Origin of the sequence: Nocardia sp. NPDC006630 (assembly GCF_040611495.1) — a bacterium.
In the GTDB taxonomy this organism is placed as follows: Bacteria; Actinomycetota; Actinomycetes; order Mycobacteriales; family Mycobacteriaceae; genus Nocardia.
The window spans coordinates 306,454-332,721 of record NZ_JBEXOK010000003.1; the positions used below are offsets into that span (position 1 = coordinate 306,454).

At 68.0% G+C, this 26,268-nt stretch carries 24 protein-coding genes; 6 read left to right on the top strand and 18 right to left on the bottom strand.

All coding sequences use genetic code 11. The annotated features are described in order from the left end of the window. Nucleotides 1–25: 25 nt before the first annotated feature. Both ABZX86_RS09535 and ABZX86_RS09540 read right to left on the bottom strand, forming a co-directional pair. Nucleotides 26–358, bottom strand: coding sequence for an STAS domain-containing protein (locus ABZX86_RS09535; RefSeq protein WP_355121798.1), 333 nt, complete (start codon nt 356–358; stop codon nt 26–28). 162 nt (nt 359–520) lie between these two features. Continuing rightward, a complete protein-coding gene (locus ABZX86_RS09540; protein WP_355121800.1) occupies nt 521–1,084 on the bottom strand; it encodes a TerD family protein in 564 nt (187 codons plus the stop codon). A 204-nt stretch (nt 1,085–1,288) separates the two neighbouring features. Between ABZX86_RS09540 and ABZX86_RS09545 the strand changes: the two genes are divergently transcribed. Further along, the gene (locus ABZX86_RS09545) at nt 1,289–1,477 is read left to right on the top strand and encodes a hypothetical protein (RefSeq protein WP_355121802.1); all 189 of its coding nucleotides are present in this window, start codon (nt 1,289–1,291) and stop codon (nt 1,475–1,477) included. Nucleotides 1,478–1,514: 37 nt separating this feature from the next. On the opposite strand, the gene cbiE is transcribed toward ABZX86_RS09545, so the two are convergent. Continuing rightward, complete coding sequence (gene cbiE, locus ABZX86_RS09550) at nt 1,515–2,756, bottom strand: precorrin-6y C5,15-methyltransferase (decarboxylating) subunit CbiE (RefSeq protein WP_355121804.1); 1,242 nt, start codon at nt 2,754–2,756, stop codon at nt 1,515–1,517. After that, a complete protein-coding gene (locus tag ABZX86_RS09555; RefSeq protein WP_355121806.1) occupies nt 2,753–3,514 on the bottom strand; it encodes an SDR family NAD(P)-dependent oxidoreductase in 762 nt (253 codons plus the stop codon). The genes cbiE and ABZX86_RS09555 overlap by 4 nt, the downstream gene beginning before the upstream one ends. 100 nt (nt 3,515–3,614) lie before the next feature. Between ABZX86_RS09555 and ABZX86_RS09560 the strand changes: the two genes are divergently transcribed. Further along, on the top strand, nt 3,615–4,037 hold the full coding sequence (locus ABZX86_RS09560; protein WP_355121808.1) for a PPOX class F420-dependent oxidoreductase: 423 nt from the start codon (nt 3,615–3,617) through the stop codon (nt 4,035–4,037). 54 nt (nt 4,038–4,091) lie between these two features. Here ABZX86_RS09560 and ABZX86_RS09565 read toward each other — a convergent pair whose 3' ends face one another. Next, the gene (locus ABZX86_RS09565; RefSeq protein WP_355121810.1) at nt 4,092–5,219 is read right to left on the bottom strand and encodes a Xaa-Pro peptidase family protein; all 1,128 of its coding nucleotides are present in this window, start codon (nt 5,217–5,219) and stop codon (nt 4,092–4,094) included. A 139-nt stretch (nt 5,220–5,358) separates the two neighbouring features. On the opposite strand from ABZX86_RS09565, the gene ABZX86_RS09570 reads away from it, so the two are divergent. From ABZX86_RS09570 to ABZX86_RS09580, 3 genes are all read left to right on the top strand, one after another. Further along, nucleotides 5,359–5,727 (top strand): nuclear transport factor 2 family protein, encoded by a 369-nt coding sequence (locus tag ABZX86_RS09570; protein WP_355121812.1) that lies wholly within the window; start codon nt 5,359–5,361, stop codon nt 5,725–5,727. A 94-nt stretch (nt 5,728–5,821) separates the two neighbouring features. Beyond that, nucleotides 5,822–7,258, top strand: coding sequence for an MFS transporter (locus ABZX86_RS09575; RefSeq protein WP_355121814.1), 1,437 nt, complete (start codon nt 5,822–5,824; stop codon nt 7,256–7,258). A 164-nt stretch (nt 7,259–7,422) separates the two neighbouring features. Continuing rightward, nucleotides 7,423–10,197, top strand: coding sequence for an AAA family ATPase (locus ABZX86_RS09580; RefSeq protein ID WP_355121816.1), 2,775 nt, complete (start codon nt 7,423–7,425; stop codon nt 10,195–10,197). Nucleotides 10,198–10,224: 27 nt separating this feature from the next. Here the strand turns inward: ABZX86_RS09580 and ABZX86_RS09585 are convergent, their stop codons facing one another. Continuing rightward, the gene (locus tag ABZX86_RS09585; RefSeq protein ID WP_355121818.1) at nt 10,225–12,789 is read right to left on the bottom strand and encodes an alkaline phosphatase family protein; all 2,565 of its coding nucleotides are present in this window, start codon (nt 12,787–12,789) and stop codon (nt 10,225–10,227) included. Nucleotides 12,790–12,978: 189 nt separating this feature from the next. Between ABZX86_RS09585 and ABZX86_RS09590 the strand changes: the two genes are divergently transcribed. Further along, nucleotides 12,979–13,947: a 5'-3' exonuclease gene (locus ABZX86_RS09590; RefSeq protein WP_355121820.1), complete on the top strand. Its 969-nt coding sequence runs from the start codon at nt 12,979–12,981 to the stop codon at nt 13,945–13,947. A gap of 17 nt (nt 13,948–13,964) precedes the next feature. On the opposite strand, the gene ABZX86_RS09595 is transcribed toward ABZX86_RS09590, so the two are convergent. From ABZX86_RS09595 to ABZX86_RS09650, 12 genes are all read right to left on the bottom strand, one after another. After that, nucleotides 13,965–14,363, bottom strand: a complete 399-nt coding sequence (locus ABZX86_RS09595; RefSeq protein WP_355121822.1) for a hypothetical protein — start codon at nt 14,361–14,363, stop codon at nt 13,965–13,967. Nucleotides 14,364–14,496: 133 nt separating this feature from the next. Continuing rightward, nucleotides 14,497–15,291 (bottom strand): DUF4333 domain-containing protein, encoded by a 795-nt coding sequence (locus tag ABZX86_RS09600; RefSeq protein WP_355121824.1) that lies wholly within the window; start codon nt 15,289–15,291, stop codon nt 14,497–14,499. Nucleotides 15,292–15,405: 114 nt separating this feature from the next. Then, the gene (locus tag ABZX86_RS09605; RefSeq protein ID WP_327139826.1) at nt 15,406–18,099 is read right to left on the bottom strand and encodes an RNA helicase; all 2,694 of its coding nucleotides are present in this window, start codon (nt 18,097–18,099) and stop codon (nt 15,406–15,408) included. A gap of 2 nt (nt 18,100–18,101) precedes the next feature. Further along, nucleotides 18,102–19,076, bottom strand: coding sequence for a twin-arginine translocase subunit TatC (tatC, locus tag ABZX86_RS09610; RefSeq protein WP_355121826.1), 975 nt, complete (start codon nt 19,074–19,076; stop codon nt 18,102–18,104). A 93-nt stretch (nt 19,077–19,169) separates the two neighbouring features. Beyond that, the gene (gene tatA / locus ABZX86_RS09615; protein ID WP_355121828.1) at nt 19,170–19,448 is read right to left on the bottom strand and encodes a Sec-independent protein translocase subunit TatA; all 279 of its coding nucleotides are present in this window, start codon (nt 19,446–19,448) and stop codon (nt 19,170–19,172) included. A 64-nt stretch (nt 19,449–19,512) separates the two neighbouring features. After that, nucleotides 19,513–20,523: a 2-dehydropantoate 2-reductase gene (locus ABZX86_RS09620; protein WP_355122594.1), complete on the bottom strand. Its 1,011-nt coding sequence runs from the start codon at nt 20,521–20,523 to the stop codon at nt 19,513–19,515. Nucleotides 20,524–20,540: 17 nt separating this feature from the next. Next, nucleotides 20,541–21,533, bottom strand: coding sequence for a YafY family protein (locus ABZX86_RS09625; protein WP_355122595.1), 993 nt, complete (start codon nt 21,531–21,533; stop codon nt 20,541–20,543). A 128-nt stretch (nt 21,534–21,661) separates the two neighbouring features. Beyond that, complete coding sequence (locus tag ABZX86_RS09630; RefSeq protein ID WP_355121830.1) at nt 21,662–22,654, bottom strand: YafY family protein; 993 nt, start codon at nt 22,652–22,654, stop codon at nt 21,662–21,664. Between the two features lie 79 nt (nt 22,655–22,733). Next, on the bottom strand, nt 22,734–24,092 hold the full coding sequence (pafA, locus tag ABZX86_RS09635) for a Pup--protein ligase (protein ID WP_327139830.1): 1,359 nt from the start codon (nt 24,090–24,092) through the stop codon (nt 22,734–22,736). A 263-nt stretch (nt 24,093–24,355) separates the two neighbouring features. Next, complete coding sequence (gene prcA / locus ABZX86_RS09640) at nt 24,356–25,132, bottom strand: proteasome subunit alpha (protein WP_355121832.1); 777 nt, start codon at nt 25,130–25,132, stop codon at nt 24,356–24,358. Beyond that, nucleotides 25,129–25,983, bottom strand: a complete 855-nt coding sequence (gene prcB, locus ABZX86_RS09645) for a proteasome subunit beta (protein ID WP_327139832.1) — start codon at nt 25,981–25,983, stop codon at nt 25,129–25,131. The genes prcA and prcB overlap by 4 nt, the downstream gene beginning before the upstream one ends. Beyond that, entirely contained in the window at nt 25,980–26,174 is a 195-nt protein-coding gene (locus ABZX86_RS09650; RefSeq protein WP_297615508.1) for a ubiquitin-like protein Pup, read from the bottom strand. Before ABZX86_RS09650 ends, prcB begins: the two co-directional genes overlap by 4 nt. Between the last annotated feature and the right edge of the window lie 94 nt (nt 26,175–26,268).

Consider the following 26,268-nt stretch of genomic DNA (forward strand, 5'->3'; position numbering starts at 1 on the left):
CGAAGGCATTGTCCTGTAACGGAATTCAGCCGATCGGCGGAGTGCCGCCGGCTGCCAGCGCCGCCTCGACGGTATCGAAGAGCGCGAGCAGCTGATCCAGTGCGGCGACCTCGATGGGCCGGCGCACGGCATGGGAGGGGACGACCCGGAGCGTGTTCGGCTGGGCGTCGGACGCGGCGATCAGCACACTCATACCCGCCGAACCGAAGAATTCCACCTTCGACATATCCACCACCAGCACCGGCGGATGCGCACGCAGTGCCTGCTCCAGCGCCGAATTCAGCACCGGCGCCGAGGACATGTCGACCTCGCCCTCGACCGCGAGCACCACGTTCGCGCCGTGAGACCGTTGCCGCACAGTCAATATGCGTGACACAGGATCGTCATTGACCGGCACTGGTACACCTCCACTGTGTCCGTGAACCCGCGCCGCTGCAGGGAGCGGCGGGCGAACGTTGATCGATCAAACCTACCGTGCCCGCGGGCCGGGGTGCGACCACATCGCACGGGCCGGCCCGGGCTACGACAGATACGGCGTCAGATGCGGGACGGCCTCGGCGACATGCCGCGCGGGGATGCCGACGCCGATGGCATCGAATTCCCAGGACACGGGCGTGCGGTAGAGCCGGCCCAGCACCAGGGCGGTGTGCGGGCCGCCGGTCAGCACGAAACGATTGATCTCGGCGGTGGATCCGGCATCGACGAAACGACAGTACGCATTGTCGATATTCGCGAAACTCTGGCCGGTGTACGAGGTTACGACGACGATGACCATCGTCACCTCCGGCGCCATCCGCACCAGGTCGAAAACGATCACCTCATTGTCCCCCGGGCCCTCGCCCGTCTGATTGTCACCGGTGTGCCGGACCGATCCGTCCTGCGAGATGAGCTGGTCGTGAAAGACGACATCCACCAGTCGGTCACCGCTGAAAAGCAGTGCCGCCAAATTCAAGTCGAACCTGAACACCTCGACGGGCATGCCGTCGGGTTGTTCCACCACCCCGAATTCCGCCGGGTCCCAACCCAATGCGACCGCAACGCTTTCCAGCGTCGTACCATCGATATTCTGTAAAGCTATGGACACCGAGTGTCCCCTTCCGATCCGAGATTCGTTCCGAGGCAGCCCTATCCGATCGGCTGCCCACAGTGCGGACTTTCCCGGAGATCGATCCTCGAAACAGGGTGCGCGCACCGCTGTTCCAGGACATGTCATCGAGGGCGCCGGACCGCGCGGAAAATCCCCGGCCGCTGACGGTTTGGCATCCGGATTCCCGGGTACTGGGAGTGAGTGACCTCGATCGAACAACGCCTTGTGAGCCCGTTCCGAACCGTGCACAGCGGCCCCGCTGCCGCCACATGGAACAGCTCTCACCAGCGCCGTTACCTCCAGGCCCAGTGTCAGACCGCCGCTGTCGCGCTCGCCAGCAGCGCGCTCGCCGGAGCGATTCTCACGCTCGGCGTGCTGCCCGGCCTGTAGCCGATCTTTTCGAGACCGAGCCCGCTCCGGCGACGCACTACCCGGATTTGACCGCCGACCACTGTGTCACGGGGAGTTGCGGTCGCCAGGCGGTGAATCCACCCAGCGGTTCGGCGCGGTAGACCTGAAATCGGCGCAGGGTGCCGCCGTATTCGGCGGCCAGCCCGGTCAATCGCGCCTCGGATTCGGCGGTCACCGCATTCGCGACCAATCGGCCGCCGGGCAGCAGACGAGTCCAGCAGGCTTCGAACATGCCGTCCTGAGTGAGACCACCACCGAGAAATACGGCGTTCGGAGCGGGCAGATCCGCGAATGCCTCGGGCGCCGCGCCGCGCACCTCGATTCCCGGGACGCCGAGTGCGGCGGCATTCTCACCGATCTGCTTGCGGCGGCTCTCGATTCGCTCGAAGGTTACGGCTCGGCACGACGGATGGGTCCGGGACCATTCGATGGCAATGGTGCCCGAGCCGCCGCCGATATCCCACAGCAATTCGCCGGGGGCGGGAGCCAGTGCGGCCACGCTGAGCGTGCGGATCTCGTATTTGGTGAGCTGACCGTCACCGCCGTAGACCGCATCGGGCAGGCCGGGCAGGCGGGTGCGGCGCGGGGCGGCCGGATCCGCGACGCACTGCACGGCGACGATATTCAGCGGATCACCGGGCGGCCGTTCCCATATCGCGGCGATCGCGGTGGCGAGCTGTTCATCCGGGCCGCCGAGCTGCTCGAGCACGGTCATGGTGGATTCGCCGAAGCCGTTGCGCGCCAGCATTTCCGCCAGCTGAGCGGGGGTGTGCTCATCGGAGCTGAGTACGAGAATCCGCCGCCCGCCGGCCAATTCGGGCAGCACTGTTTCCAAGCGACGGCCCACCGCGCTGACCACGGGTGTGTCCGCCAGTCCCCAGCCCAGCCGGGCGCACGCCAGTGCCGCCGAGGACGGCTGCGGCAGGACGCGCAGCGCGGGTGCGCCCACCAGCCGGGCGAGGGTCACGCCGATGCCGTAGAACATCGGATCACCGCTGGCGAGCACGCACACCCGCACGCCCGCATATCTTTCGAGCAATCCCGGCAGTGCGGGCACCAGCGGCGAGGGCCAGGCGACCCGCTCGGCGGCGCTCTCCGCGGCGGGCACCAGCGCCAGCTGCCGCTCCGATCCGAACAGCACCTGCGCGGCGGCGATGGCCCGCCTGCTCGCGCCGCCGAGCCCGTCCCAGCCGTCGGCGCCGATCCCGGCGACCACGATCGGGTCACCGGACCAGGTCAGCGCGGGCACCTCGGTCATCGCGGCGCCCGGCGCCAGAGCGATTGCGGCACAAAGCGAATGGCGATGAACAGCAGTTTGATGGTGCGCGGCACATTGACCACCCGCGACCGCCGGTACAGTCCCCGCACCACCGCATCGGCGACCTGATCCGGGGTGCTGGAGAGCGGAGCCGGTTCCATACCCGCCGACATCCGGCCGATGACAAAGCCGGAGCGAATCAGCAGCAGGTGAATTCCGGTGCCGTGCAAGGCATCCTGCAGGCCATTGGTGAAACCGTCGAGTCCGGCCTTGGCCGATCCGTAGACATAGTTGGCGCGGCGCACCCGCATACCGGCAATGGAACTGAAGACCACCATCTGACCCGATCCCTGTTCGCGCAACAGCTGCGAGAGACTGGTCAGCACGCTCACCTGTGCCACATAGTCGGTCTGCACCACGGCCACCGCATGCGCCGGATCCCGTTCCGCGCGAGCCTGATCGCCCAGTACGCCGAAGGCCAGCACCGTCACCCCGAGCGGTCCGTGTTCGGCGATCACCTTCTCCAGCAACCCCTGGTGACTCGCGAAATCGTCCGCGTCGAACTCCACGCGATGCACCGCGTCCGCACCCGCCGCCCGCAATTCCGACTCCTGCGGCCCCAACTCGCCACTGCGCCGCGCCGCCAGCACCACCACTCGGCCCGGCGCGAGCCGACGCGCCACTTCGAGCCCGATCTCACTACGTCCACCCAGCAAGAGGACGACGCCCGCATCGGCGTCCCGCGATCCCAATCCCATGGCAAACAGTCTGCCATCCGTGGCGGAGCGCTCGGCGCGCCAAGGCGCACGACCCGCACGCGCCGCACCGACCCGGCGTCCCGATTGCTACCGTCGTGCCATGCCGAGCATTTCGACGCGCCCCGAACTCTCGCCCGCCGCCACCGAATTCGTCACCGAGCGGCATCTGGCGACGCTGGCGACCTTGCGCGCGGACGGCACCCCGCACGTGGCAGCGGTCGGATTCACCTGGGATCCGGAAGCCGGGATCGCGCGGATCATCTGCGACGGCGGGTCGATCAAGGTGCGTAATGTGCGGCGCGGCGGGTACGCGGCGGTGAGTTCGGTCGACGGCCGCCGGTGGATCACCCTCGAGGGCCCGGCCACCGTGCTGGACGATCCGGAATCGGTCGCCGACGCCGTCGAACGCTATGCGGGCCGGTACCGGCAGCCCCGTGTGAACCCGACCCGCGTGGTCATCGCCATCACCGTGCAGCGCGTGCTGTCGGCCAGCGTGCTCAAAGCGGCAACCGCCGAGCAGTGAACACCCGGCTCGCACTGCTCTCGGCAGTGCGGGCCGGCGTTCGGCACGGCTGTCCTACAGCCGCGTGAGTCCGTGCGGTCGCTTGTTCATCGACTCGCACCCGTCCGCGGTCACCACCACGATGTCCTCGATGCGCGCGCCCCACTCGCCGGAGAAGTAGATGCCCGGCTCGATGCTGAAGGCCATGCCCGCCTCCAGGACCAGATCATTGCCCGCGACGATGTAGGGCTCCTCGTGCACCGACAGGCCGATGCCGTGGCCGGTGCGGTGCACGAAGTACTCGCCCACCTCGGCGGCGGTGAGCACATCGCGTGCGGCGGCGTCGATGGACTGCGCGGTCACCCCGGGACGCACGGCGGCGACGGCGGCGGCCTGTGCGCGCTCGAGCTCCGCGCACTGCGCCGCCACTTCCTCGGAGGGCTCACCGAGCACATAGGTGCGGGTGGAGTCGGAGAAGTAGCCGGGCTGTACGGGCCCGCCGATATCGATGACCACCACATCCCCGTCCTCGATGATCCGATCGGAGACCTCGTGGTGCGGATCCGCGCCGTGCGGGCCGCTGCCGACGATCACGAAGGCGGCGTCGGTGTGGCCCTCCTCGATGATGGCGGCGGTGATATCGGCGGCCACCTCGGCCTCGGTGCGGCCGGCGCGCAGGAATTCACCCATGCGGGCGTGCACCCGGTCGATGGCCGCGCCCGCACGCCGCAGCGCGTCGATTTCGCTGGGGTCCTTGAGCATTCGCAGTTCGCGCAGCACCGGGGTGGCCGAGACCGGCAGCTGGCCCAGCCGGTCGGCGATCGGCAGTAGATGCAGGGCGGGCATGGCATCGTCGACCGCGGTGCGCGCACCGGCATTGAGCACCGACTTCACCAGCGCGTACGGATCGACGCCGTCGACCCAGTCGATGACCTGCAAACCCAGTTCGCCGGCCGCGGAACCGGCCAGTGCCGCCAACTCCATCTTCGGAATCACCACCGACGGCGTCTCCCCGGACGCCGGAACCACCAGGCAGGTCAGCCGCTCGAACGACTGCGCCCGGGACCCGATCAGATACTGCAGATCCGGACCGGGGGTGATGAGCAGCGCGTCGAGGTGGGCGGCCCGGGTCAACTCGGCCGCCCGCTCCAGTCGCACCCCGTAGACGTCCGCTGCGAACCGTGACTCGTCATGAGAGCTCATGCCCCCGACGTTACCCGGCGCATCCGCGGCATTCGATTCGGTAGTCACTACCTAAGTACGACAGATTCCCGCCCGGCCGGATCTTCCTAACGTTGTGGTCGTCGAGTTCGACACATCGAAACCACAAGGGAGACAAGCCATGAGCGATATCAACGAGCTGGTCGAGCGCTACCTGAGCACCTGGAACGCCACCGATCCCAGCACCCGGGCCGCACTGGTCGCCGAGGTGTTCACCGAGGACGCCGAGTACATCGATCCGCTGGTGTCGGTGCGCGGCCACGACGGGCTGGCGGCAACCATCGCCGCGGTGCAGGGTCAGTTCGCCGGGCTGGAATTCAGCTCCGGCGGGCCGGTCGACGCCCACCACAACATCGCCCGATTCACCTGGCACCTCGGGCGGCCCGGCGCCGAGCCGCTGATCATCGGATTCGATGTGGCGGTGCTGGCCGAGGACGGCCGCATCAGCCAGGTGCACGGCTTCCTGGACCAGGTTCCGGCCGGTCTCTGATTCCTTCCGCTGTGACCGCGGGCGCCCCCGCATGCGGGGCGCCCGCACGAAAAGACCTGCAAGCATTTGATTTCGAAGATTTAGGACATCTGTCATGTCGTCATCAACTCTCCAGAGCCCGGTCACCGCACCGGCGCCGGCGACGCCCGGCCAGGCCTCGTGGGGCACCCTGCTCGTTCTGCTGGCCGGAATCTTCATGGCCATGCTCGATTTCTTCATCGTGAATGTCTCCATTCCCGGGACCCAGGCCGATCTGCACGCGAGCAATGCCGCCATGCAGTGGGTGGTCGCCGGATACGGATTGGCGGTCGCGGCCGGGCTGATCACCGGCGGGCGGCTGGGCGATATGTACGGGCGGGCCCGCATGTACGGGCTCGGCATGGCGATCTTCGCTCTCGCCTCCATCGTGTGCGCCATGGCCGGCGGCACCGGTGAGCTGATTGCCGCGCGGGTCGTCCAGGGCGCGGGCATGGCACTGCTCATGCCGCAGGTGCTCGGCATCATCAGCGTGGTGTTCACGGGGGCCCGGCAGGCGCGCGCCTTCGCCGCCTATGGCCTGACCATGGGATTGGCGGCGGTGTTCGGCCAGTTGATCGGTGGTGCACTGATCCAGGCCGACCTCTTCGGACTCGGCTGGCGGACCATCTACTGGATCAATGTGCCGGTGGCCCTGCTCGCCCTGGTGCTGCTGCGGCGACTGGTCCCCGAATCACGCGGCAGCGCGGGCACTCGCCTCGATCCCTCCGGAGTCGGCCTGATTCTGGCTGCTCTGGTCGCACTGGTGCTGCCGCTGATCCAGGGACGTGCGCAGGGCTGGCCGCTGTGGACCTGGCTGTCGCTGGCCGCCGCCGCGGTACTGCTGAGCGTATTCACCTGGTACCAGCAGCGATTGGCCGCGCGCGGCGCCGCACCGCTGGTGGATCCGCGCCTGTTCCGGGATCGTTCGTTCACCGTGGGCGTGACGCTCTCGCTGGCATACCAGATGACGATGGGGTCGTTCTTCCTGTTCCTGGCGCTGTATCTGCAGCAGGGACGGGGCATGTCGCCGCTGGCCTCGGGTGCGCTGTTCTTGTCGATCGGCGGGCCGTACATGCTCACCTCGGTGGTGGCCGAGAAGTTCGCCGCACGGCTCGGGCGCCAGGTGATCACGCTCGGCGCGGTCGTGCAGGGAGCGGGATTCGTGGTGCTGGCCTTGGCGATCGAGCACGGCGCCGGGCACGTGGCCCTGGGGTGGCTGCTGCCGGGGCTCGTACTCGCCGGTGCGGGAATGGGTTTCGCGGTGGTGCCGGTACCGGGCATCGTGCTGGCGGGCGTACCGCCCGAGCATGCCGCCTCCGCGGGTGGTGTGCTGGCCACGGCACAGCAGGTCGGTGGTGCGGTGGGCATCGCCGTGGTCGGGATCGTGTTCTACGACCGGCTCGGCGGTACCGCGGAGCTGGGACCGGCCTTCGTCTCGAGCCTGGTGCCGATGGCCCTGCTCTGCCTGCTCACCGCGGCGCTGGTGCAGTTGCTGCCGCGGTCACGGCGGTAAAGCTGAACTACGGCAGCACACTTCGCCCCGAGACCGAGGTCTCGGGGCCGAGTCGTGTCAGGGCCAGGCACCGAGGTCGTGCCAGGGATCGGGCGGCGAACCGCGTGCCCTGCCCGGGCCACAGCGGCCCTCATGATTGACGGGTGTGAAACTCTGGCACGGTCGTGCATGATGCCGTGGTGGAGCTGCGCGGCAGGGAATCTGAGGTCGGCACGATCGGCGCACTGCTGGAGCGCGCTCGTGAGGGCGGCAGCGCGGCGCTGGTGCTGCGCGGGGAGCCCGGCATCGGCAAATCGGCACTGCTCGACCACGCGGCCGCGTCGGCGGGATCGCTGCGAGTACTGCGGGGCGCGGGCATCGAGGTCGAGGCCGAATTGCCTTTTGCCGGACTGCAATTGCTCTTGCGCCCGGCACTGGGAACGCCCCGATCGCAGCCGGACGCGGGCGGCCTCGCGCGGCTGCCGGAACCGCAGCGCGCCGCACTGGAGACGGCGCTGGGATTCGGCACGGGGGCGGGCCGGGATCCCATGCTGATCGGACTGGCGGTGCTCTCGCTGCTCGCCGATTATGCGGGCGAATCCGGCGCGGCGGTGCTGATCGACGACGCACACTGGCTCGACCACGCCTCGCGTGATGCGCTGCTGTTCGCCGCCCGCCGACTGTATGCCGAGGGTGTGGTGATGATCTTCGCCGCCCGCGACGGCGAGGGCACGTTCCCGGCGGACGGCCTGCCCGAGCATCGCCTGACCGGCCTGTCGCCCGAGGCGGCGGCCGCACTGCTCGACGGCCGCGACCTGGGCCCCGCCGTGCGATACCGGCTACTGGCAGAGGCGCACGGAAACCCACTCGCCCTGCGGGAGTTGCCGATCGCGATGGCCGCCGAGCCGTCCCCGGATCTGCACGCGAACGCGCTACCGCTCACCGATCGACTGCGACTGGCCTTCCACGGCCAGGTCAGCCGCCTGCCCACGGCGACCCAGGACCTATTGCTGATCGTCGCGGCGGAGGAGACCGGCGAACCCGCCGTGGTGCTGCACGCGGCGAAGGTGCTCGGCTTCGATATCGACGATCTGGCTCCGGCCGAACGCGCGGGCCTGCTCCGGCCGGTCGGCAGTGGGGATAGCGCCAATGCGGCAATCGCCTTCCGGCACCCGCTGATTCGCGCGGCGGTCTACGCACGCGCGCCGCTTGGACGGCGGCTGGCGGTGCACCGTGCCCTCGCCGAGGCGCTGCTCGCCCCCGAACACATCGACCGGCGCGCCTGGCAACTGGCCGCGGCGGCCGCCGGACCCGATGCCGAAGTCGCCGAACTACTCGAGCGCACCGCGGCCCGCGCCCGCGAGCGCAGCGGATATCAGGCGGCGGCCGCGGCCTACGAGCGGTCCGCCCGGCTGAGTGTGCAGCCCGAGCTGCGGGCGCGCCGCGAGGCGCTGGCCGCCCAATCCGCGCTGGAGGCAGGCGATCTCGAGCGCGCCCGGCGACTGGCCGATCACGCGGCGATCCAGACGGAAGATCATGCCGTGCGCGCCAAACTGTTTCATGTACAGGCGCTGGCCAGCTTCTGGCAGCGGGACTTCCCATCCGCGCACCGGCTGCTGCTCGAGGGCGCGGATCTGATCGCCGATTCCGATCCCGGCCAGGCCGCGGTACAACTGGTGCAGGCCGTGCACACCGGATGGCATCTGGGCGAACCCGCACTGGTCGAGGCACAGGGCCGCCTGCGGAATCTGAACCTGCCGCAGGAGCATCCGCTCATCCCCGTGGCGGCGTTCGTCGCCCGGATACTGGATTCCGGGCCCGGTGCGCCACCGCTGACGCTGACCGGAACCCTCGCGGAAATCCGTGCCCGAGGCGAGGTTTCGGATCAGGTCCAGGTCATGCTGTGTGCGGTGGCGATGGCCCGCGGCCAGGATCGCGAGGCCCATATGCTGGCGACCACGCTGATCGCGAAATGCCGCAATACCGGCGCGGCAGGCAGGCTGCCCACCGTGCTGGGCTTCGCGGCCGATATAGACGGATTCGCCGGCCGCCTCAGTGTCGCGCTCCCCGCCGCGACCGAGGCCCTGGACCTGTCTCGCGATACCGGACAGCAGCATTGGGTCAGCCAGCTCAGCAGTGTGGTCGCCTATCTGCATGCACTGAGCGGACAGGAGCAGAGCTGCCGGGACTTCGCGGCCGCCGGAATGGACGGGGACTCCACGGGACTCGGCGCACCCGGCGCACCGTGGGCGCACTGGGCGCTCGGCATGCTCGACCTCGGGCTGGGCCGCGCCGAGGCCGCGCTGCTGCGCTTCGAGCGCCTGAGCCGGGAGCCGTTCAACCACCAGTTCAGTTCCCTCCGATCCATTCCGGACCTGGTCGAAGCGGCGGTGCGGGTGGGAGCGCCCGCCCGTGCCGCCGCACCGCTGGCCCGCTTCGAACGCTGGGCCGAATCGGTGCGCCAGCCGTGGACCGACGCCCTCGTCCTGCGCTGCCGCGCACTGCTGGACGACGAGGCGGCCGAGCGGTTGTACACCGAGGCCCTGGCGACCCACGACATCGATGCCCGCCCGGCCGAATATGCGCGGACCGCACTGCTTTTCGGTGAATGGCTGCGCCGGGAACGACGGAAGGCGCCGGCCCGCACCCAGCTCACCGAGGCGCTGACGATCTTCGAGCGCCTCGGTATGGCGCCCTGGGCCCAGCGGGCTCGCAACGAGCTCACCGCCACCGGTGTGTCCGATGGCGGCGAGCGGCCGCGCGACCGCGCCGTGGCCGGACTGACCCCGCAGGAGCTGCAGATCGTGCGCCTGGCCGCCCAGAGTCTGTCCAACCGCGATATCGCCGCCCAGTTGTTCCTGAGCCACCGCACCGTCGGCTATCACCTCTACAAGGCATATCCCAAACTCGGTGTCACCTCCCGAGGTGAGCTCAAAGAGCTTGCCGCGCAACTCGAGTGAGCCGGATCAGACGTTCGGCCGCGAGACTCACAACACACGGAACCGGACCGGCCACGCCAGACTGCGGCCCGCGTCATCGAGGTGATGCAGCAGGTAGTTTCCGGCGGCCGGAGCAGCGACAGTTCCGGCGGCGAACTGAATTCCCGCGGCGTGCACCAGCCCGCCCATGGACATGACCACCTGGTCGCCGGTGCTGCCGGAGGGCAGGTCCAGCGTGTACAGCGGCGGCGTAGACGGTACCTCCCGGGCCGCCGCACCCTCGGCGTACACGGCCAGCCGATGCCCGGTAATCGGACCCGCCAGCGCATACGTCACCACCAGATCGCGGCCCGTCTCGTACATGGACCGATCCGCGAGCAGCCGATCGAACGGCGCGGCATCGTCCGCCGTGCGGCCGTGCGCGCCGGTCTCCGCGAAACCGCGTGTGCGGCGCAGGAATCCGGCATCGATATCGGCGGTGACCGACAGGTCGTACCAGCCCGCGCCCTCGGCGGCGGCCTCGAATCCGAGTGTCCAGCTGCGCGCCTGCCCCGCCGGGACGTCGATGTGCCACGGGCCGTCGGCCCGATACGCAATCGACACGACCGTGAATTTCGCCGCCTGCGGACCTGTGTTCGCGAACGCGAATTCGACTGTGCGAGCGCCGGACACGGCTGCCTTCGCTGTCACCTCGAGCGCTGCGCCGGGTGCGGTGAGATCACCCGCGAATCGCCGCTGGAACCCGTCCGCACCGTAGACCGTGTAGTCGTATCGTCCACCCGGGGCGGTGAAATCGCCCGCGACACTCGCGCCTGGGCCGACGTCGAAGCGAGCGGGAGTGAAGTTGTCCACGAAGGCATTCGGGTACACCGCGAACTGCGTGGCCGCCGTGCCACCGTTGTCCATGGTGACGGTGATCGCCCCCGATTGCGCCTCCGCCCGTGCACCGAGCCGGTACGGCAGCGGCACCCGTGCGATGCTGCCGCCGTCCTGTGCGGGCAGCTGCTGAACAGCCGGAACAGGTTGCGGTGCACCATGACTCGACTGCGGAGCGGAGGACTGCGCATCGGGTAGCGCCGGGCCCGCCGCCGTGGAGAAATCGAGCACCGAGGTCAGATCCCCGCTCATCTGACGCCGCCACGCACTGATATTCGGTTCCTCGACCCCGGTCACCCGCTCCAGCAGCCTCAGCACCGAGGTGTGATCGAACAGTTCCGAACAAACCTGCCCTTTACTCCACGGTGACACCACCAGCAGCGGAACCCGTGCGCCCAGACCGAGATTCAATCCGTACAGGTATTCATCAGCCGTGCCGGGCGGCGGCGTCGGTGCGGGGATGTGGTCGAAATAGCCGTCGTTCTCGTCGTAATTGATGATCACGACGGTCCGATCCCACACCGCGCGATGGTCGCTGATCGCGGCGAGCAGATCGCGCACCACCGCCTGACCGTTGCGCGGCCCCCACACCGGATGCTCGGATTGCGCCTCGGGCAGCACAATCCACGACACCTTCGGCAGTCGCCCGGATTCGACGTCGGCGCGGAACGCCTTCGCCACCGTCCCGGCGGGTGAGCGCAGCAGTCCGCGCTCCACCAGTGCCCGCTCCTGCTCCGACAGCTCGGCCATGCCCCGCCGCAGCGCCGCATCCATGGCGTCCGCGAGCTGTGGTGCGCCCAGCAGCTGCTGGTGGTACCCGTAGAACGTCCGGAAGGGTCCGCCCTTGCCGGTGTCGGTGTACTTCAACGCATTTCGGGCCGCCGCGCGGAAGGTGGCGTAATACTCGAGCGAGTTGTCGCCGTAGTTGTCCCACTCCTGATACACCTGCCAGCCGACACCTGCCTGCTGCAGGCGTTCGGCATAGGTCGAGGGCCGCAATCCGGTAATGGCCTCCTGCAGCAACTCCCGGCCGTCGGGAGCCTGCAGTGCCGCGAAGGAGAACAGCGCCGACGGAACCGACAGTCCGATAATGGGTTCCAGCGCCTTCAGCAGCGGCGCGGGTACGCCCGCCGCGCCCTGCAGCGCCGCGGCGATCACATCGACCACCACCCCGATCGGCTGACTCTCGATCCACGGTGTGAGTTCGGGTGTGGCATACAGCGTCTGCTGCAGCATCGAGTCGAGATTCTCCAAGGCGTACGGGTTCTTCACGACGCCGGAAAACAGGTAGTGCCGGTTCGGATCGGTCGGGCCGTTGACCGAGCAGTGGTTGCGATCACACAGCGTGAACGCCGCCGCCAGTTGGTGATAGAACTCCAGCGATCCACGGCCGTACCCGGCCATGGTCCCCGTGCCCTTGGCCTCGATCCAGCCGTCCCAGCGGCCGTCGGCGGCGGCCCGGTGCCCGGTGTCGGCCGTGTGATCACAGCCCGCCAGGTTCTCGAGCTCGGTGCGGAAGGGCAGCACATAGCCGTCGCCCTGCGGTTGATGGAAGACCGACCGGCCGCTCGGCAATTGCAGCGCATTGAGGTCCGAATACCCGCGCACCCCGGCCAGCGTGCCGTAATAGTGATCGAAGGAACGGTTCTCCTGCATCAGCACGACCACATGCTCGATGCGGTCCAGTCCACCCGCCGGGGCCGCATCCGCCCAGGCCTCCAGCAAACTCGGAGGCAAGAGTGACAGCGTCCCGGCCGTCCCGAGGTTCCGCAGAAATCTACGCCGATCCATAACTCTCCATCCGGCTTCTCACTGACGAACCCCACCGTGACCCGAGACGCGACCCTAGCGGCCGCACGGCGTATCCGCATCGAGCTCGGCACGGCACCCGCCCCCGTGTCGGGGCTGCGCGGTACCGTCTGGCGTATGAGCGCCCCCGCCACCGGTCCCCTGCTGCTGCTCGACGGTGCCAGCCTCTGGTTCCGCGCCTTCTACGCGATTCCGGAGAAGATCACCGCACCCGACGGGCAACCGGTGAATGCCGTGCGCGGCTTCACCGATATGGTCGCGGCGCTCGTCAAACAGCACTCCCCCAGCCGCCTCGTGGTCTGCCTGGACCTGGATTGGCGGCCGGCGTTCCGGGTCGATCTGATCCCGTCGTACAAGGCGCAGCGGGTCGCCGACACCGAGCCCGCGGGGGCGATCGGCCCTGTGGCCGAAGAGGTTCCGGACACGCTGACCCCGCAGGTGGACATGATCATGGAGGTGCTCGCGGCCGCCGGCATCGCCACCGCGGGTGCGGCGGGCCTCGAGGCCGACGACGTGATCGGCACCCTCGCCACGGTGGAACGCGAGACCGACGTGATCGTCGTCAGCGGTGACCGCGATCTGCTGCAGCTGGTGCGCGATACCCCCGCCCCGCGGGTGCAGGTCTTCTACGTCGGCCGCGGACTGGCCAAGGCCGAGCTGTGGGGCCCGGCCGAGGTCTCCGCGAAATACGGTGTGCCGGAGGCGAACGCGGGCATCGCCTATGCCGATATGGCCACCCTGCGCGGCGATGCCTCCGACGGGCTGCCCGGTGTCGCGGGCATCGGCGATAAATCCGCCGCCCAGCTGATCACCAAATTCGGTTCGATCGAGGCCCTGCGCGCGGCCGCCGCCGATCCCGATTCCGATCTCGCCAAGGGGGTGCGCGCGAAACTCGTTGCGGCGGAAGATTATCTGAAGGCCGCCACCACGGTCGTGCGGGTGGTGCGCGATGCCACAGTGGAATTCTCACGCGGTGACGAGCTGGCGCGGGAGCCCGCCGATCCGGAGGCCCTGCTGGCGCTGGGCGTCGCCTACAACGCCGAGAGCCCGGTCAAGCGGCTGATCGCCGCCCTGGCCAAGCGCTGATCAGAGCCGAGCGCTGATCACAGCGCCCAGGTCTCCGGCTTACCGGTCAGATCGGAGATCAGGGCCTGCTTGAAGCGGCCGCCGTCCAGGTTCCGCAGCGTGATGTGGGTCGGACCGGTCGAGACGCCGCCGGTGGCGCAATCGGGAACGCAGACTCGCCGGTACTCGGTGCCGTCGCCCTCGGCGGTATCGGGGCCCCAGGAACTCCAGGTGATGTTCTTGACCCAGAGGCCGCCGTCCCCGCAGGCCAGCAGTAGATTCGCCGGGCGGGTCACGGACTTGGCCGGGTAGGTCGCACAGTCGTTGACCACGGGATCGGGCCCCGCGGCATGCACCACCGCGGAAGCGAGGGCCGCGGCCACCGCCGCGATCACGGTCACGCTCCAAGACGCCTTACGCACAGCAGTTTTCATCACGCCCCCACTCCTATCCACTTTCAAGATCACTGGCCACTCTACTCCGGCAACCGGCCGGCACTACCCCCGGAAAGACCGCAGGCCCGCGGTGATCGTGAGATCACCGCGGGCCCAGCGATTGTCGTGCTATCGGTCAGCTAGGGCGGCCGACCTCATAGGTGCCATCGGACTTGGTGACCTTGATGGTGACCTTCTTGGCTTCGCCGCCGACCTTGAGCGAGCAGTCGAAGGTCTTGTCGACCTCGACCTTCTGGCCGGACGGGCAGCTCACATCCTGGACATCATCGATGCCGTAGGAATCCTTGAGCACCTTCTGGACACCGGTCGCCACGGCCGAATTGTCCAGCTGATCCTTGGCGGTCAGCACCAGCACACCGCCGATGACGGCGCCGAGCACCACCACCACGGCGACCACGATGCCGATGATCAGGCCGGTCTTCTTCTTTTTGGGCGGCTGCGGCTGCGGCCACTGCTGACCCGGCTGCTGCTGATCCCAGCCCGGCTGGCCGGGCTGACCCGGCTGGCCCTGCTGCGGCCACTGCGGCTGACTGCCCGCCCACGGCTGCTGACCGGTCTGCGGCTGCTGCTGCCCCCACTCCTGGCCGGTCACTGGCGGCTGACCCGGCTGCCCGGGCTGCGCCCACTGCGGCTGGCTCTGCCCCCACTGCTGACCGGGTTGCGGCTGCTGCGGCTGACCCTGTGCCCACGGCTCCTGCCCGGGCTGCGGCTGCTGCGGCTGGCTCTGCGCCCACGGCTGCTGCGGTTGCTGCTGGTCTCCCCAATTCGTGGTCGGCTGCGCAGGCTGCTGACCACCCCAGTTCGGTCCGGCGCCACCGGGCGCGGGCTGGCCGCCGCCCCAGTGCTGCGTCGGATCGTTGCGTCCCTCCCCAGTGCCTGGGGCGTCGTTCGGTCCGTACGGGCCGCTCATTTGCTTGCCTCCACTCGCAATCCGATGTACACACGCTAGCCCCCCGAGCAGGAACACGCTCGTGAGCCCACCGCGGTCGGTACGTCTTACAGAATCAAAGCACAGACCGATTGGCTACGCCGCGTCCACCGCGACGACACCCCGCCGAATTGCCTTGACCGCCTTGGACGCGGTGGCCGCGACCTCCACGTCATCGGCGGTGTTGTGGATCTGATCCAGCATGTCGATGATCTGCCGGCACCAGCGCACGAAATCGCCCGCGGAGAGCGGGTTTCCGCGATCCCCACTGGTGAGCAGGGCGTCGGCGAGGTCGTCACCGCGCGCCCAGGAATGGATGCCGTTGACAAAACCGAGGTCCGGCTCCCGGGTCGGGGGCAGCCGATGCCGGGATTCGTCGGACCGCAATTGCGTCCAGACCCCGATCGTCGCGTCGACCGCCCGGCGAATGGGCGCGGTCGGGCCGGAGGCGCCGAGATATCCACCCTCCTGGCGCGATTCGAATACCAGGATCGACACCACCGACGCCAATTCGGCCGGACCCAGACCACGCCACAGACCTTCGCGCAGGCATTCGGCCACCACCAGATCGGCTTCGGCGTAGATGCGTGCCAGCCGCCGCCCGTCGGCGGTCACCTCACCGTCCTCGACATAACCGCGTTCTCCCAGCAGCCCGAGAATGCGATCGAAGGTGCGGGCCAGCGAATTCGTCGTCGAGGCCACTTCCTTGCGCATGGACTCGGTCTCGCGTTCGGTGCGGTTGTAGCGTTCACCCAGGCGCGCCAGCTGCTCCCGATCCGGGCGCTCGTGTGCCGGATGGTTGCGCAGGGCACGCCGAAGTGCCTGCAGCTCATGGTCGTCGGCGGCCTTGGACTTCTTGCCGCCGCGCTTGCCCCCGGGCACCACGATGCCGGTGCTGCGCAGCGCCGAGGCCAGATCCCGGCGGACCCGGGAGGTCCGGTGATCGACGTGCCGCGGCAGGCGCAGATGCCCCAGCGATTGCGCGGGGGTCGGGAAATCGGCGGCCGAGACCCGGCCCGCCCATTTGTCCTCGGTGAGTACCAGCGGGCGCGGATCCCCCGGCGTCTGATCCGGTTCCAGCACCACGGCAAGTCCCTGGCGACGTCCCGCCGGAATCGCCACCACATCACCGCGCCGCAGCCCGGCCAGTGCGGACACGGCGGCGGAGCGGCGGTCGGTGCGGCCCTGGTTCTCGATGGCGCGTTCCCGGCCCCGAATGCGTTCGCGCAGTTGGAAGTACTCCAGGAAATCGTCATCGCCCAGTTGGGAGCGCAGCTTGCTCAGCTGTGCCTCATTGCGTTCGATGCCGCGCACCAGGCCCACGACCGACCGGTCGGCCTGGAACTGTGCGAAGGACCGCTCCAGCAGTCGCCGTGCGTCCTCCGCGCCCATCCGGTCGACCAGATTGATCGACATGTTGTACCCGGGCCGGAACGAACTCTTGAGCGGATAGGTACGCGTGGAAGCCAATCCGGCCACCGCACTGGTGTCGAGTTCGGGATTCCACATGACCACCGCGTGGCCCTCGACATCGATGCCACGCCGGCCCGCACGACCGGTGAGCTGCGTGTACTCCCCCGGTGTCAGTTCCGCATGGGTCTCGCCGTTGAACTTCACCAGCCGTTCCAGCACCACCGTGCGCGCGGGCATATTGATGCCCAGAGCCAGTGTCTCCGTGGCGAATACGGCGCGCACCAGGCCGCGCACGAACAGCTCCTCGACCGTATGCCGGAAGGCCGGCAGCATGCCCGCGTGATGCGCCGCGAACCCGCGGTGCAGCCCCTCGCGCCACTCCCAGTAGCCCAGCACCTCGAGATCACCGCGCGGCAGCTCACCGGTGTGCTTCTCGATGATCGCGTCGACCTCCGCGCGATCGTCGTCACGGGTGAGGTCCAGCCGCGAGCGCACGCACTGCTGCAGCGCACCGTCGCAGCCCGCACGGCTGAAGATGAAGGTGATGGCCGGCAGCAGTCGCTCCTCGTCGAGGCGGGCGATCACCTCCGGCCGCGGCACCGGACGGAAGAACCGCCGCGGCCCGCCGCGACCGCGCCCGGGCACCCCGAAGTGCTCCTGGCGGTCGGCGGCCTCGCGCTGCTTGATGAAGCGCACCAGATCCTCGTCGACCAGCACCTTCTTATCGCTGGACTTCGCATCGAACAGATCGAACATGCGCCGCCCGACCAGCACGTGCTGCGAGAGCGGCACCGGCCGGGTCTCGTCCACGATGACCGCGGTATCGCCGCGCACCGTCTCCATCCACGCGCCGAATTCCTCGGCATTGCTGACCGTCGCCGACAGGCAGGCCAGCCGCACCTCGGGCGGCAGGTGCAGGATGACCTCCTCCCACACCGCACCGCGGAACCGGTCCGCCAGGTAGTGCACCTCGTCCATCACCACATACGAGAGTCCCTGTAGCGCATCGGAACTGGCGTAGATCATATTCCGCAGCACCTCGGTGGTCATGACCACGACGGAGGCGTGCGGATTGATGGACTGGTCACCGGTGAGCAAGCCCACCGTCTCGCGCCCGTACCGGGCCGTCAGATCGGCGAACTTCTGGTTCGACAGCGCCTTGATGGGCGTCGTATAGAAGCATTTGCCGCCCGAGGCCAGCGCCAGGTGGACGGCGAATTCCCCCACCACGGTCTTGCCGGCGCCGGTGGGCGCGCAGACGAGCACACTGTGCCCGCCCGCGAGCGCCTCACACGAGGTCAGCTGGAACGGATCCAGCTCGAATTTCAGCTCGGCGGCGAATGCCGCCAGTTCGCCAGTAAGCGACCTTGATGTCACCGTCAGAGGGTATCGGAGTAATCCGACAGGCTGCCCGTTGTTTTCTCCGGCGCGGCCGTGGGAACCGGCTGTGGAGTCTCGACGGGTGTCACGCCGTGGTCGAAGTTGTCCTTGTCACCGAGCGGCGAGGCCTCGTCGTCGGCGAGATTGCTCCAGTTCTCGGCATTGCGCGCCTTGCGCTTGTCATTGATGCGGGCGATCTGCACGGCCATCTCGAACAGCACGGTCAGCGCCAGCGCCAGCGCCAGCATGGAGAACGGGTCCTGCGGGGTGACGATCGCGGCGAAGACGAACAGGCCGAAGATCAGCCCGCGCCGCCACTTGGTCAGCCGCTCGTAGGTGAGCACACCGAGGAAGTTCAGCCCCACGATGAGCAGCGGCGTCTCGAAACTCACGCCGAACACCACGAGCAATTTGATGATGAAACCGAAGTACAGCGAACCGCTCAACGCGGTGATCTGAGTGCCGTCACCGATGGTCAGCAGGAAGCTCAGGGCATGGGCGACAACGATATACGCGAGCACCGCACCGGTGACGAACAGCGCCGCTCCGGCGGTGACGAAGGTGATCGCATACCTGCGCTCCTTCGAGTACAGCCCGGGCGTGACGAACGCCCACAGCTGGTACAGCCACACCGGGCAGGCCAGCACGACACCCGCGGTCGCACCGACCTTGAGGCGCAGCATGAACTGCTCGAAAGGTGCGGTAGCCAGCAATCGGCACGCCCCGTCGGGGCTGAGATTGGCTCGGCGGTCCGCCGGAAGGGCACAGTACGGCCCGGTCAGCACATGCCCGAGACTCTCGATCCCGAAGATGGTGTGCGAATACCAGTAGAAACCGAACAGCGTGGTGACCGAGATGGCGGCCAGTGCGATGAGCAACCGATACCGGAGCTCCGCCAGATGATCCACGAGCGACATGGTGCCGTCGGGATTGGTGCGGCGGCGGCTACGCCTGGGGTCGAACGGAATACGCATGTGTGTGTGACTGCCTCGCTGCGAGTGAACGCCCCGGACCCGGACAACGCTTGACCCGGGATGAGCATGAACTCACCCCGGCATCGAATGGTGTCAGACCTGCGGCTTGTCGACGTTCACGGGCTGCGGTGCGACAACCGGCTGCGCCTGTACGGGTGCAGCCGCGGGGAGCTGCTGCTGCGGGGCGGCGGGCGCCTCGGGAGCGGCCTCGCCCGTCTTGGCCTCGTTCTGCATCTGGCTGACTTCGCTCTTGAAGATCCGCATCGACCGGCCGAGGCTACGAGCCGCGTCGGGCATGCGCTTCGAGCCGAAGAACAGCAAGAAAATCAGCGCGACGATCACCAAGTGCCACGGGCTGATGGCGCCTGTCATTTCCTACCTCCAAAGACTGTGGTGTTTCAGATGCTACCGGACATGCATATGCCCGGCGGCGGCGTCAAGACCCGGAGCGGCTCACGGCACTCAGCTGTGCCAGCAACTCCGGCCCCGACCAGGTGCGACGGTCACCGTTCTCCGCAGCTGTCACGAGTTCGATCAGGCGCTGGTTCACCGGGGTGGGCAAACCCACCATGGCACCCAGGCTCACGATTTCACCACAGAGCCAAGGGATCTCGGTCTTGCGACCCGCCGCCAAGTCGTCGGCCATGGAGGAGCGGGCCACCGGGTCGATGGCCAGCACCCGACCGGCAACCCGGCGGAACAGGCCGTCGGGAACGGTCAGCAACCGCACCATGGCCTCGGGCGGCAGCGCGGTGAGCCGGGCGGGTGTGATGCGCGCGGCCGTCATGACCTTCAGCGCCTCGTGCTGGGCCAGCGCCAGACAGCGGCGGTAGTCACGGGTGCCCAGCTCCTCGCGCAGCGGACGACCGGACAGGGCATTGATGGGATTGTTCAGATTCAGCAGCAGCTTCGCCCACTGCACGGGCAGCAGGTCCGGATGCCGCTTCCAGCCGAGGCCCGATTTGTGCAGGGTGGGCCCGAACCGGTTCAGCACCGCGTCATCGGCGACGGCGATACCGCCCGTGGTGCCGCGATGGAATCGGCCGTTCTCGTGATGCACGACATTGAACATCACCATTCCGGCCAGCACCACGCAGGCGGGCAGGATCTCCCGGATGACGGTGTCGTTGCCGATGCCGTTCTGCAGGCTGATCACGACGGTGCCCGGCTTGACCAGTCCGGCCAGTTCCTGCGCGGCCGCGGCGGTACCGGCGGATTTCACGGTGATCAGGATCAGATCGGCGTCGGCTGCCCCGGACGGGTCGGTCGCCGTGCGGAACGCCGCGGGCTCGACCCGGTCGTCATTGCCGTCGAGATCGGTGAGCCGCAGACCCGAGATCTCGAGCTCATCGAGCATGCGCGGCCGGCCCACGAACGTGACATCCGCGCCCGCCGCGGCGAGTTTTCCGCCGACGTAGACGCCGATACTGCCCGCGCCGAGCACCATCACCCGCTGTGCTGCACTCAAGCGGGACCGACCTCCTCGAGACCGGTCAGTTGAAACGCCGCCGGATCGTCCTGGGCCAGCGCCGAATACGCGGCCAGCGCGGTACCCGAACGCTCCCGCACCGCGGTGACCAATTCGGGCGGGCCGAGTACGGTGACCCCGCCGCCGAAGCCGAGCAGCAGGCGTGCCATCCAGTCCAGGGTGGCGAAGCGCATGGTGGCCTCGATGCTGCCGTCGGGATGCAGTGCGACGCGGTGCATCTGGTACTGGTCGAGCACCCAGCCGTAGTCGGCTCCGATCAGCAGGCGCGCCAGCGGGACCGCCGCATCGCCGACAAAAAGGTCCAGCGCGGCGGTCTCGTCGAGCGCCGCCTCGGCGGGCGGGCGGGCCGGTTCGTCGAGTTCGGTGGCCTCCTCGATGCGGTCGAGGCGGAACAGGCGCACCCCCTCGGCCTGCCGGCACCAGGCCTGCAGATAACTGTTGTTGTCCACCAGGACAATACGAATCGGGTCGACCACTCGTTCGGAGACGACGTCCCGGCTGGCGGAGTAGTAGACCAGGCGCAGCGCGCGATTCTTGGCCAGCGCGGTGCGCACGGTCGCCACCGACGGCGCCTCGGCCGGAGCCGGAGCCGCCTCGAATTCCGTTCCGGAGATGGCGGATTCGATTTTGGCGGTGGCCGAATGCGCGGCACTGGGATCGACCATGCCGGGCAGGTCCGCGATGGAGCGCAGCGCCACCAGCAACGCCGTGGCCTCCAGCGAGGTCAGGCGCAGCGGCCGGTCGATACCGGCGGAGAAGGTGACCTCGATGCTCTCCTCGGAGAAGGACAGATCGATCAGATCACCGGGGCCGTAGCCCGGAAGTCCGCACATCCACAGCTGATTCAGGTCGCTCATCAGCTGTTTGGTGGTCACGCCCAGTTCCGCGGCCGCCTCGGCGGCGCTGATCCCAGGGTGCGCCTGGAAGTACGGGACCATATTCAGCAGGCGCGACAGCCGCACCGACAGCCGGGTGCTGGCGGCCGCCGCGGCCCGGCGTTCCCGCGAACCGTTCGAGACGCGTCCCCCGTCCGCGGCACTCTGTGCATCTTTGCGCGCACCGCCCGCGGCATCCTTGCGTGCACCGCCCCCGTCGCTCATGCCGACACCTCGTTCCGCTCCAGCACCGACTCGAGCCTCGCAATCACGTTCTCGCGCAGATCTTCCGGTGCGAGCACCAGGGCGTCCGCGCCCAATCCGGTAATGAGCCGGGCCAGCCAGTCGCGCGAGCGGATGGGCACCTCGACAATGGCGCCGGCGCGGCCGCCGAGCGCCCGCTCCTCCAGGATCGCGCCGAGCCGGCGGATCTCCTGACCGCGGCCGTCGGCCACCCACACGGTCGCCGAACCCGCGATCGGCGCCTGGCTGGTGACCTCGGCGACCACCGCGCGCAGATCCACGCCCTCGGGCTTGTGCACCGCATTGGCCGGACCGTATTCGGTGACCGCCTCGCCGATCCGGGAGACCCGGAAGGTGCGCTGCGCATTGCGCGCATTGTCGTAGCCGACGAGATACCAGCGGCCGTGATGGGTGACCACACCCCACGGCTGCACATCGCGCTCGATCGGGTCACCGTGCGACTGCCGGTGCAGGAAGCGCACCGACCGGCCCGCATCGACCGCGGCGAGCAGTTTGCTCAGCACCGGTTCCGAACCACGGGTGCGGGCGGGGACCGCGGGCACCGAGGCGAAACCCGCATCGGGTTCCAGATGGATGCCGGCGGCGCGCAGCTTGAGCAGTCCGCCCTCGGCCGCCGCGGCCAGTTCCGGGGATTCCCACAGCTGCACGGCCACCGCGACGGCAGCCGACTCCGCGCTGGTCAGATCGATATCGGGTAGCTCGTAGGCATCGCGATTGATGCGATAGCCCTCAGCGCCCGAATACCGGCTGATGGGGCCGATTTCCAGGGGTATGCCCAGATCGCGCAGCTCGTTCTTGTCGCGCTCGAACATGCGGCTGAAAGCCTCATCACTCGCGGACTCCTCGTACCCGGCCACACTGTCCCGAATCCGCTCGGCGGTCAGGAATTGGCGGGTGGACAGCAGCGCGATAACCAGATTCATCAACCGCTCGACCTTGGATATCGCCACCCGTTAGAGAGTAGTGTGTGCCACCCTCGCGCGCGTAGGGCGACCCGGACATGCCGGGCCGCCCTTCGCAATAGCGGTCTTACATCGAGGCGATGAGCCGATCCACGCGCTCGTCCACCGAACGGAACGGGTCCTTGCAGAGCACGGTGCGCTGCGCCTGGTCATTGAGCTTGAGGTGCACCCAGTCGACCGTGAAATCGCGGCCGGCTTCCTGTGCGGCGGTGATGAAATCGCCGCGCAGTTTGGCGCGGGTGGTCTGCGGCGGCGTATTGACCGCGGCGTCGACCGCCTCGTCCTCGGTGATGCGCTTGGCCAGACCCTTGCGCTGCAGCAGGTCGAAGACGCCGCGGCCGCGCTTGATGTCGTGATAGGCCAGATCCAATTGCGCGATCTTGGGATCGGACAGCTCCATGCTGTAGCGATCCTGATAGCGCTGGAACAGCTTGCGCTTGATGACCCAGTCGATCTCGGTGTCCACCTTGGCGAAATCCTGCGCCTCGACGGCATCGAGGGTGCGGCCCCACAGATCCACCACCGCGTCGACCTGCGGATCGCGATCGCGATTACGCAGATGCTCGACGGCGCGGGCGTAGTACTCGCGCTGGATTTCCAGGGCGCTGGCCTGCCGGCCGCCCGCCAACCGCACCGGACGGCGTCCGGTGAGATCGTGCGAGACCTCACGAATGGCGCGAATCGGGTTGTCCAGAGCGAAGTCCCGGAACGCGACCCCCGCCTCGATCATCTCCAGGACGAGCGATGCGGTGCCGACCTTGAGCATGGTGCTCGGCTCGGCCATATTCGAATCGCCCACGATCACATGCAGGCGGCGGTACTTCTCGGCATCGGCATGCGGCTCATCACGAGTGTTGATGATGGGCCGCGACCGCGTGGTCGCCGAGGAGACGCCCTCCCAGATGTGCTCCGCGCGCTGCGAGAGGCAGAACGTGGCGGCCTTGGGCGTCTGCAGGATCTTTCCGGCCCCGCAGATCAGCTGACGGGTCACCAGGAAGGGCAGCAGCACATCCGATATCCGGGAGAACTCGCCCGCACGCACCACGAGGAAGTTCTCGTGACAGCCGTAGGAGTTGCCCGCGGAGTCGGTGTTGTTCTTGAAGAGATAGATGTCACCGCCTATGCCCTCTTCGGCAAGACGCTGTTCGGCGTCGATGAGCAGATCCTCCAGGACCCGTTCACCGGCGCGGTCATGAGTGACCAGCTGCACCAAGCTGTCGCACTCGGCCGTTGCGTACTCCGGATGTGAACCGACATCAAGGTAGAGCCGGGCACCGTTGCGGAGGAACACGTTCGAACTACGGCCCCAGGAAACTACCCGGCGGAAAAGGTACCGGGCCACCTCGTCAGGACTCAACCGACGGTGACCGTGGAAGGTGCACGTCACCCCGAATTCGGTTTCGATCCCCATGATTCGTCGCTGCACCCTATCGACATTACAGCGATGTAGTGCCCGATAAGGGTGGTGTCGGACATGCGATGCAAACGTATTCACAACGATTTAGCACTGAGTGCAACGTCGCACCGGCCGTAGACAGCGAAAAAGCAAGGCCCCTTTGCACTCTGCTGTACAGAGTGCAAACACTCGGAGGGTCCGAGTGCAACGTGGCAGCGGGCGCTGGATACTGCCGGAAAAAGAAATCCCCGATCGCCCACATGCGGTGGGTGACCGGGGATTCCGGGATTTTGCTAGGCCTGCGAGGGATCTCCGGCCGACGGCTTGTCGGCCTCGGCTGTCGCGGTGGCGCTCTGCGCCTTACCGGTGATCAGCTCCTGCAGTGCGCCGCCGGTAATGCGGCGGAACGCCCGCCGCGGCCGGGCCTGCTCGAGGGTTGCCACCTCGAGCTGCGACCCACCCGTCGGCTTCTTGTCCTTGTCGGCGTTTTCCGGCGCCGACTTTTGCAGGGCCTGCATTGCCACCGTCACTGCGGAGTGCAGATCCAGGCCCGGCCGGTAGGAATCCTTGAGCGCGGTGACGATCGGGTCGGTATTGCCGCCCATCACCACGAATTCGCGCTCATCGACAATCGATCCGTCGAAGTTGATCCGGTACAGCACCGAGTTCGGTTCTGCCCCCGGATAGCCCACCTCGGCGATGCAGATCTCCACCTCGAACGGCTTGAGCTGATCGGTGAAGATGGTGCCGAGGCTCTGCGCGTACAGGTTGGCCAGGAATCGGCCGGTGACATCGCGCCGGTCGAACTGGTAACCGCGCAGATCAGCCTGCAGAATGCCACCGCGGCGCAGACTTTCGAACTCGTTGTACTTGCCGACGGCGGCGAAGCCGACGCGGTCGTACAGCTCGCTCACCTTGTGCAGTGTGGCCGAAGGGTTCTCGGCGACGAACACCACACCTTTGTCGTACACCAGCACCACAACACTGCGGCCTCGTGCGATGCCCTTGCGCGCAAGTTCGGTCTTGTCGCGCATGATCTGTTCGGCGGACGCGTAATACGGCAGTGTCATGCCCGGGCACCCCCTTCTTCGTCCGCGCGCGTGGCCACGATCTCACGGGTGATCTCGGCCAGCCGACCCTCCGACACCTCAACGGAGCCTTCGGAATCGATGACGATCGCCGTCGGATAGATGCCCCGCATGGTGTCGGGACCACCGGTGGCGGTGTCGTCGTCGGCGGCGTCGAACAGGGACTCGACCGCGATGCTGAGGGCCTGGTCCTGATCGATGCCGCGGCGGTAGGTCTTCTTGAGCGAGGACCTGGCGAACAGGGAGCCGGAACCGACAGCGGTATAACCGAATCGCTCTTCGCTGCGGCCACCGACCACGTCGTAGGAGATGATGCGCCCGGACCTGTCCGGATCGGAGGCGTCCGGGTCGTAGCCGACCAGGAGCGGCACCACGACCAGGCCCTGCAGGGCCGCAGGCAGGTTGTCGCGCACCATTTTCGAGAGCTTGTTTGCCTTGCCGTCGAAGGTGAGGGAGACGCCCTCGATCTTCTCGTAGTACTCGAGCTCCACCGCGAACAGCCGGATCATCTCGATGGCCATACCCGCGGTGCCCGCGATGCCCGCCGCGGAGAAGGTGTCGGTGATGTACACCTTCTCGATGTCACGGCTGGCCAGCAGGTTGCCCTGGGTGGCCCGGCGGTCGCCGGCGATCAGCACACCGCCGCGGTAGGAGACCGCGACGATGGTGGTGCCGTGCGGTGCGATATCCGACGGCGCACTCCCCAGGGGGTGCGCGCCGTCGGTCCGGAAATTATTGCCTGGCAACAGTTCCGGCGCGTTGAGCCGCAGGTATTCGGAGAAGGACGAGAGGGCGTACCCCGTCTGGAGACGCAAGGGGTCGCCTGAGGTCACTGGCCGCCCTTCTGAACATACGCACGCACGAAGTCCTCGGCATTCTCCTCGAGGACATCGTCGATCTCGTCGAGCAGGTCGTCGGTCTCCTCAGCCAGTTTCTCGCGACGCTCCTGCCCCGCAGCACCGCCCTCGACTGGACCCTCATCCTCGTCGCCACCACCGGCGCGCTTGGTCTGCTCTTGTGCCATAGCAGCCGACCTCCTCTGTGATCATCGGCGAGCACCGGAGAAAATCCGATGCCCGTCCCCCAACACTACCCAGCCATACGGACAACACGCCGGA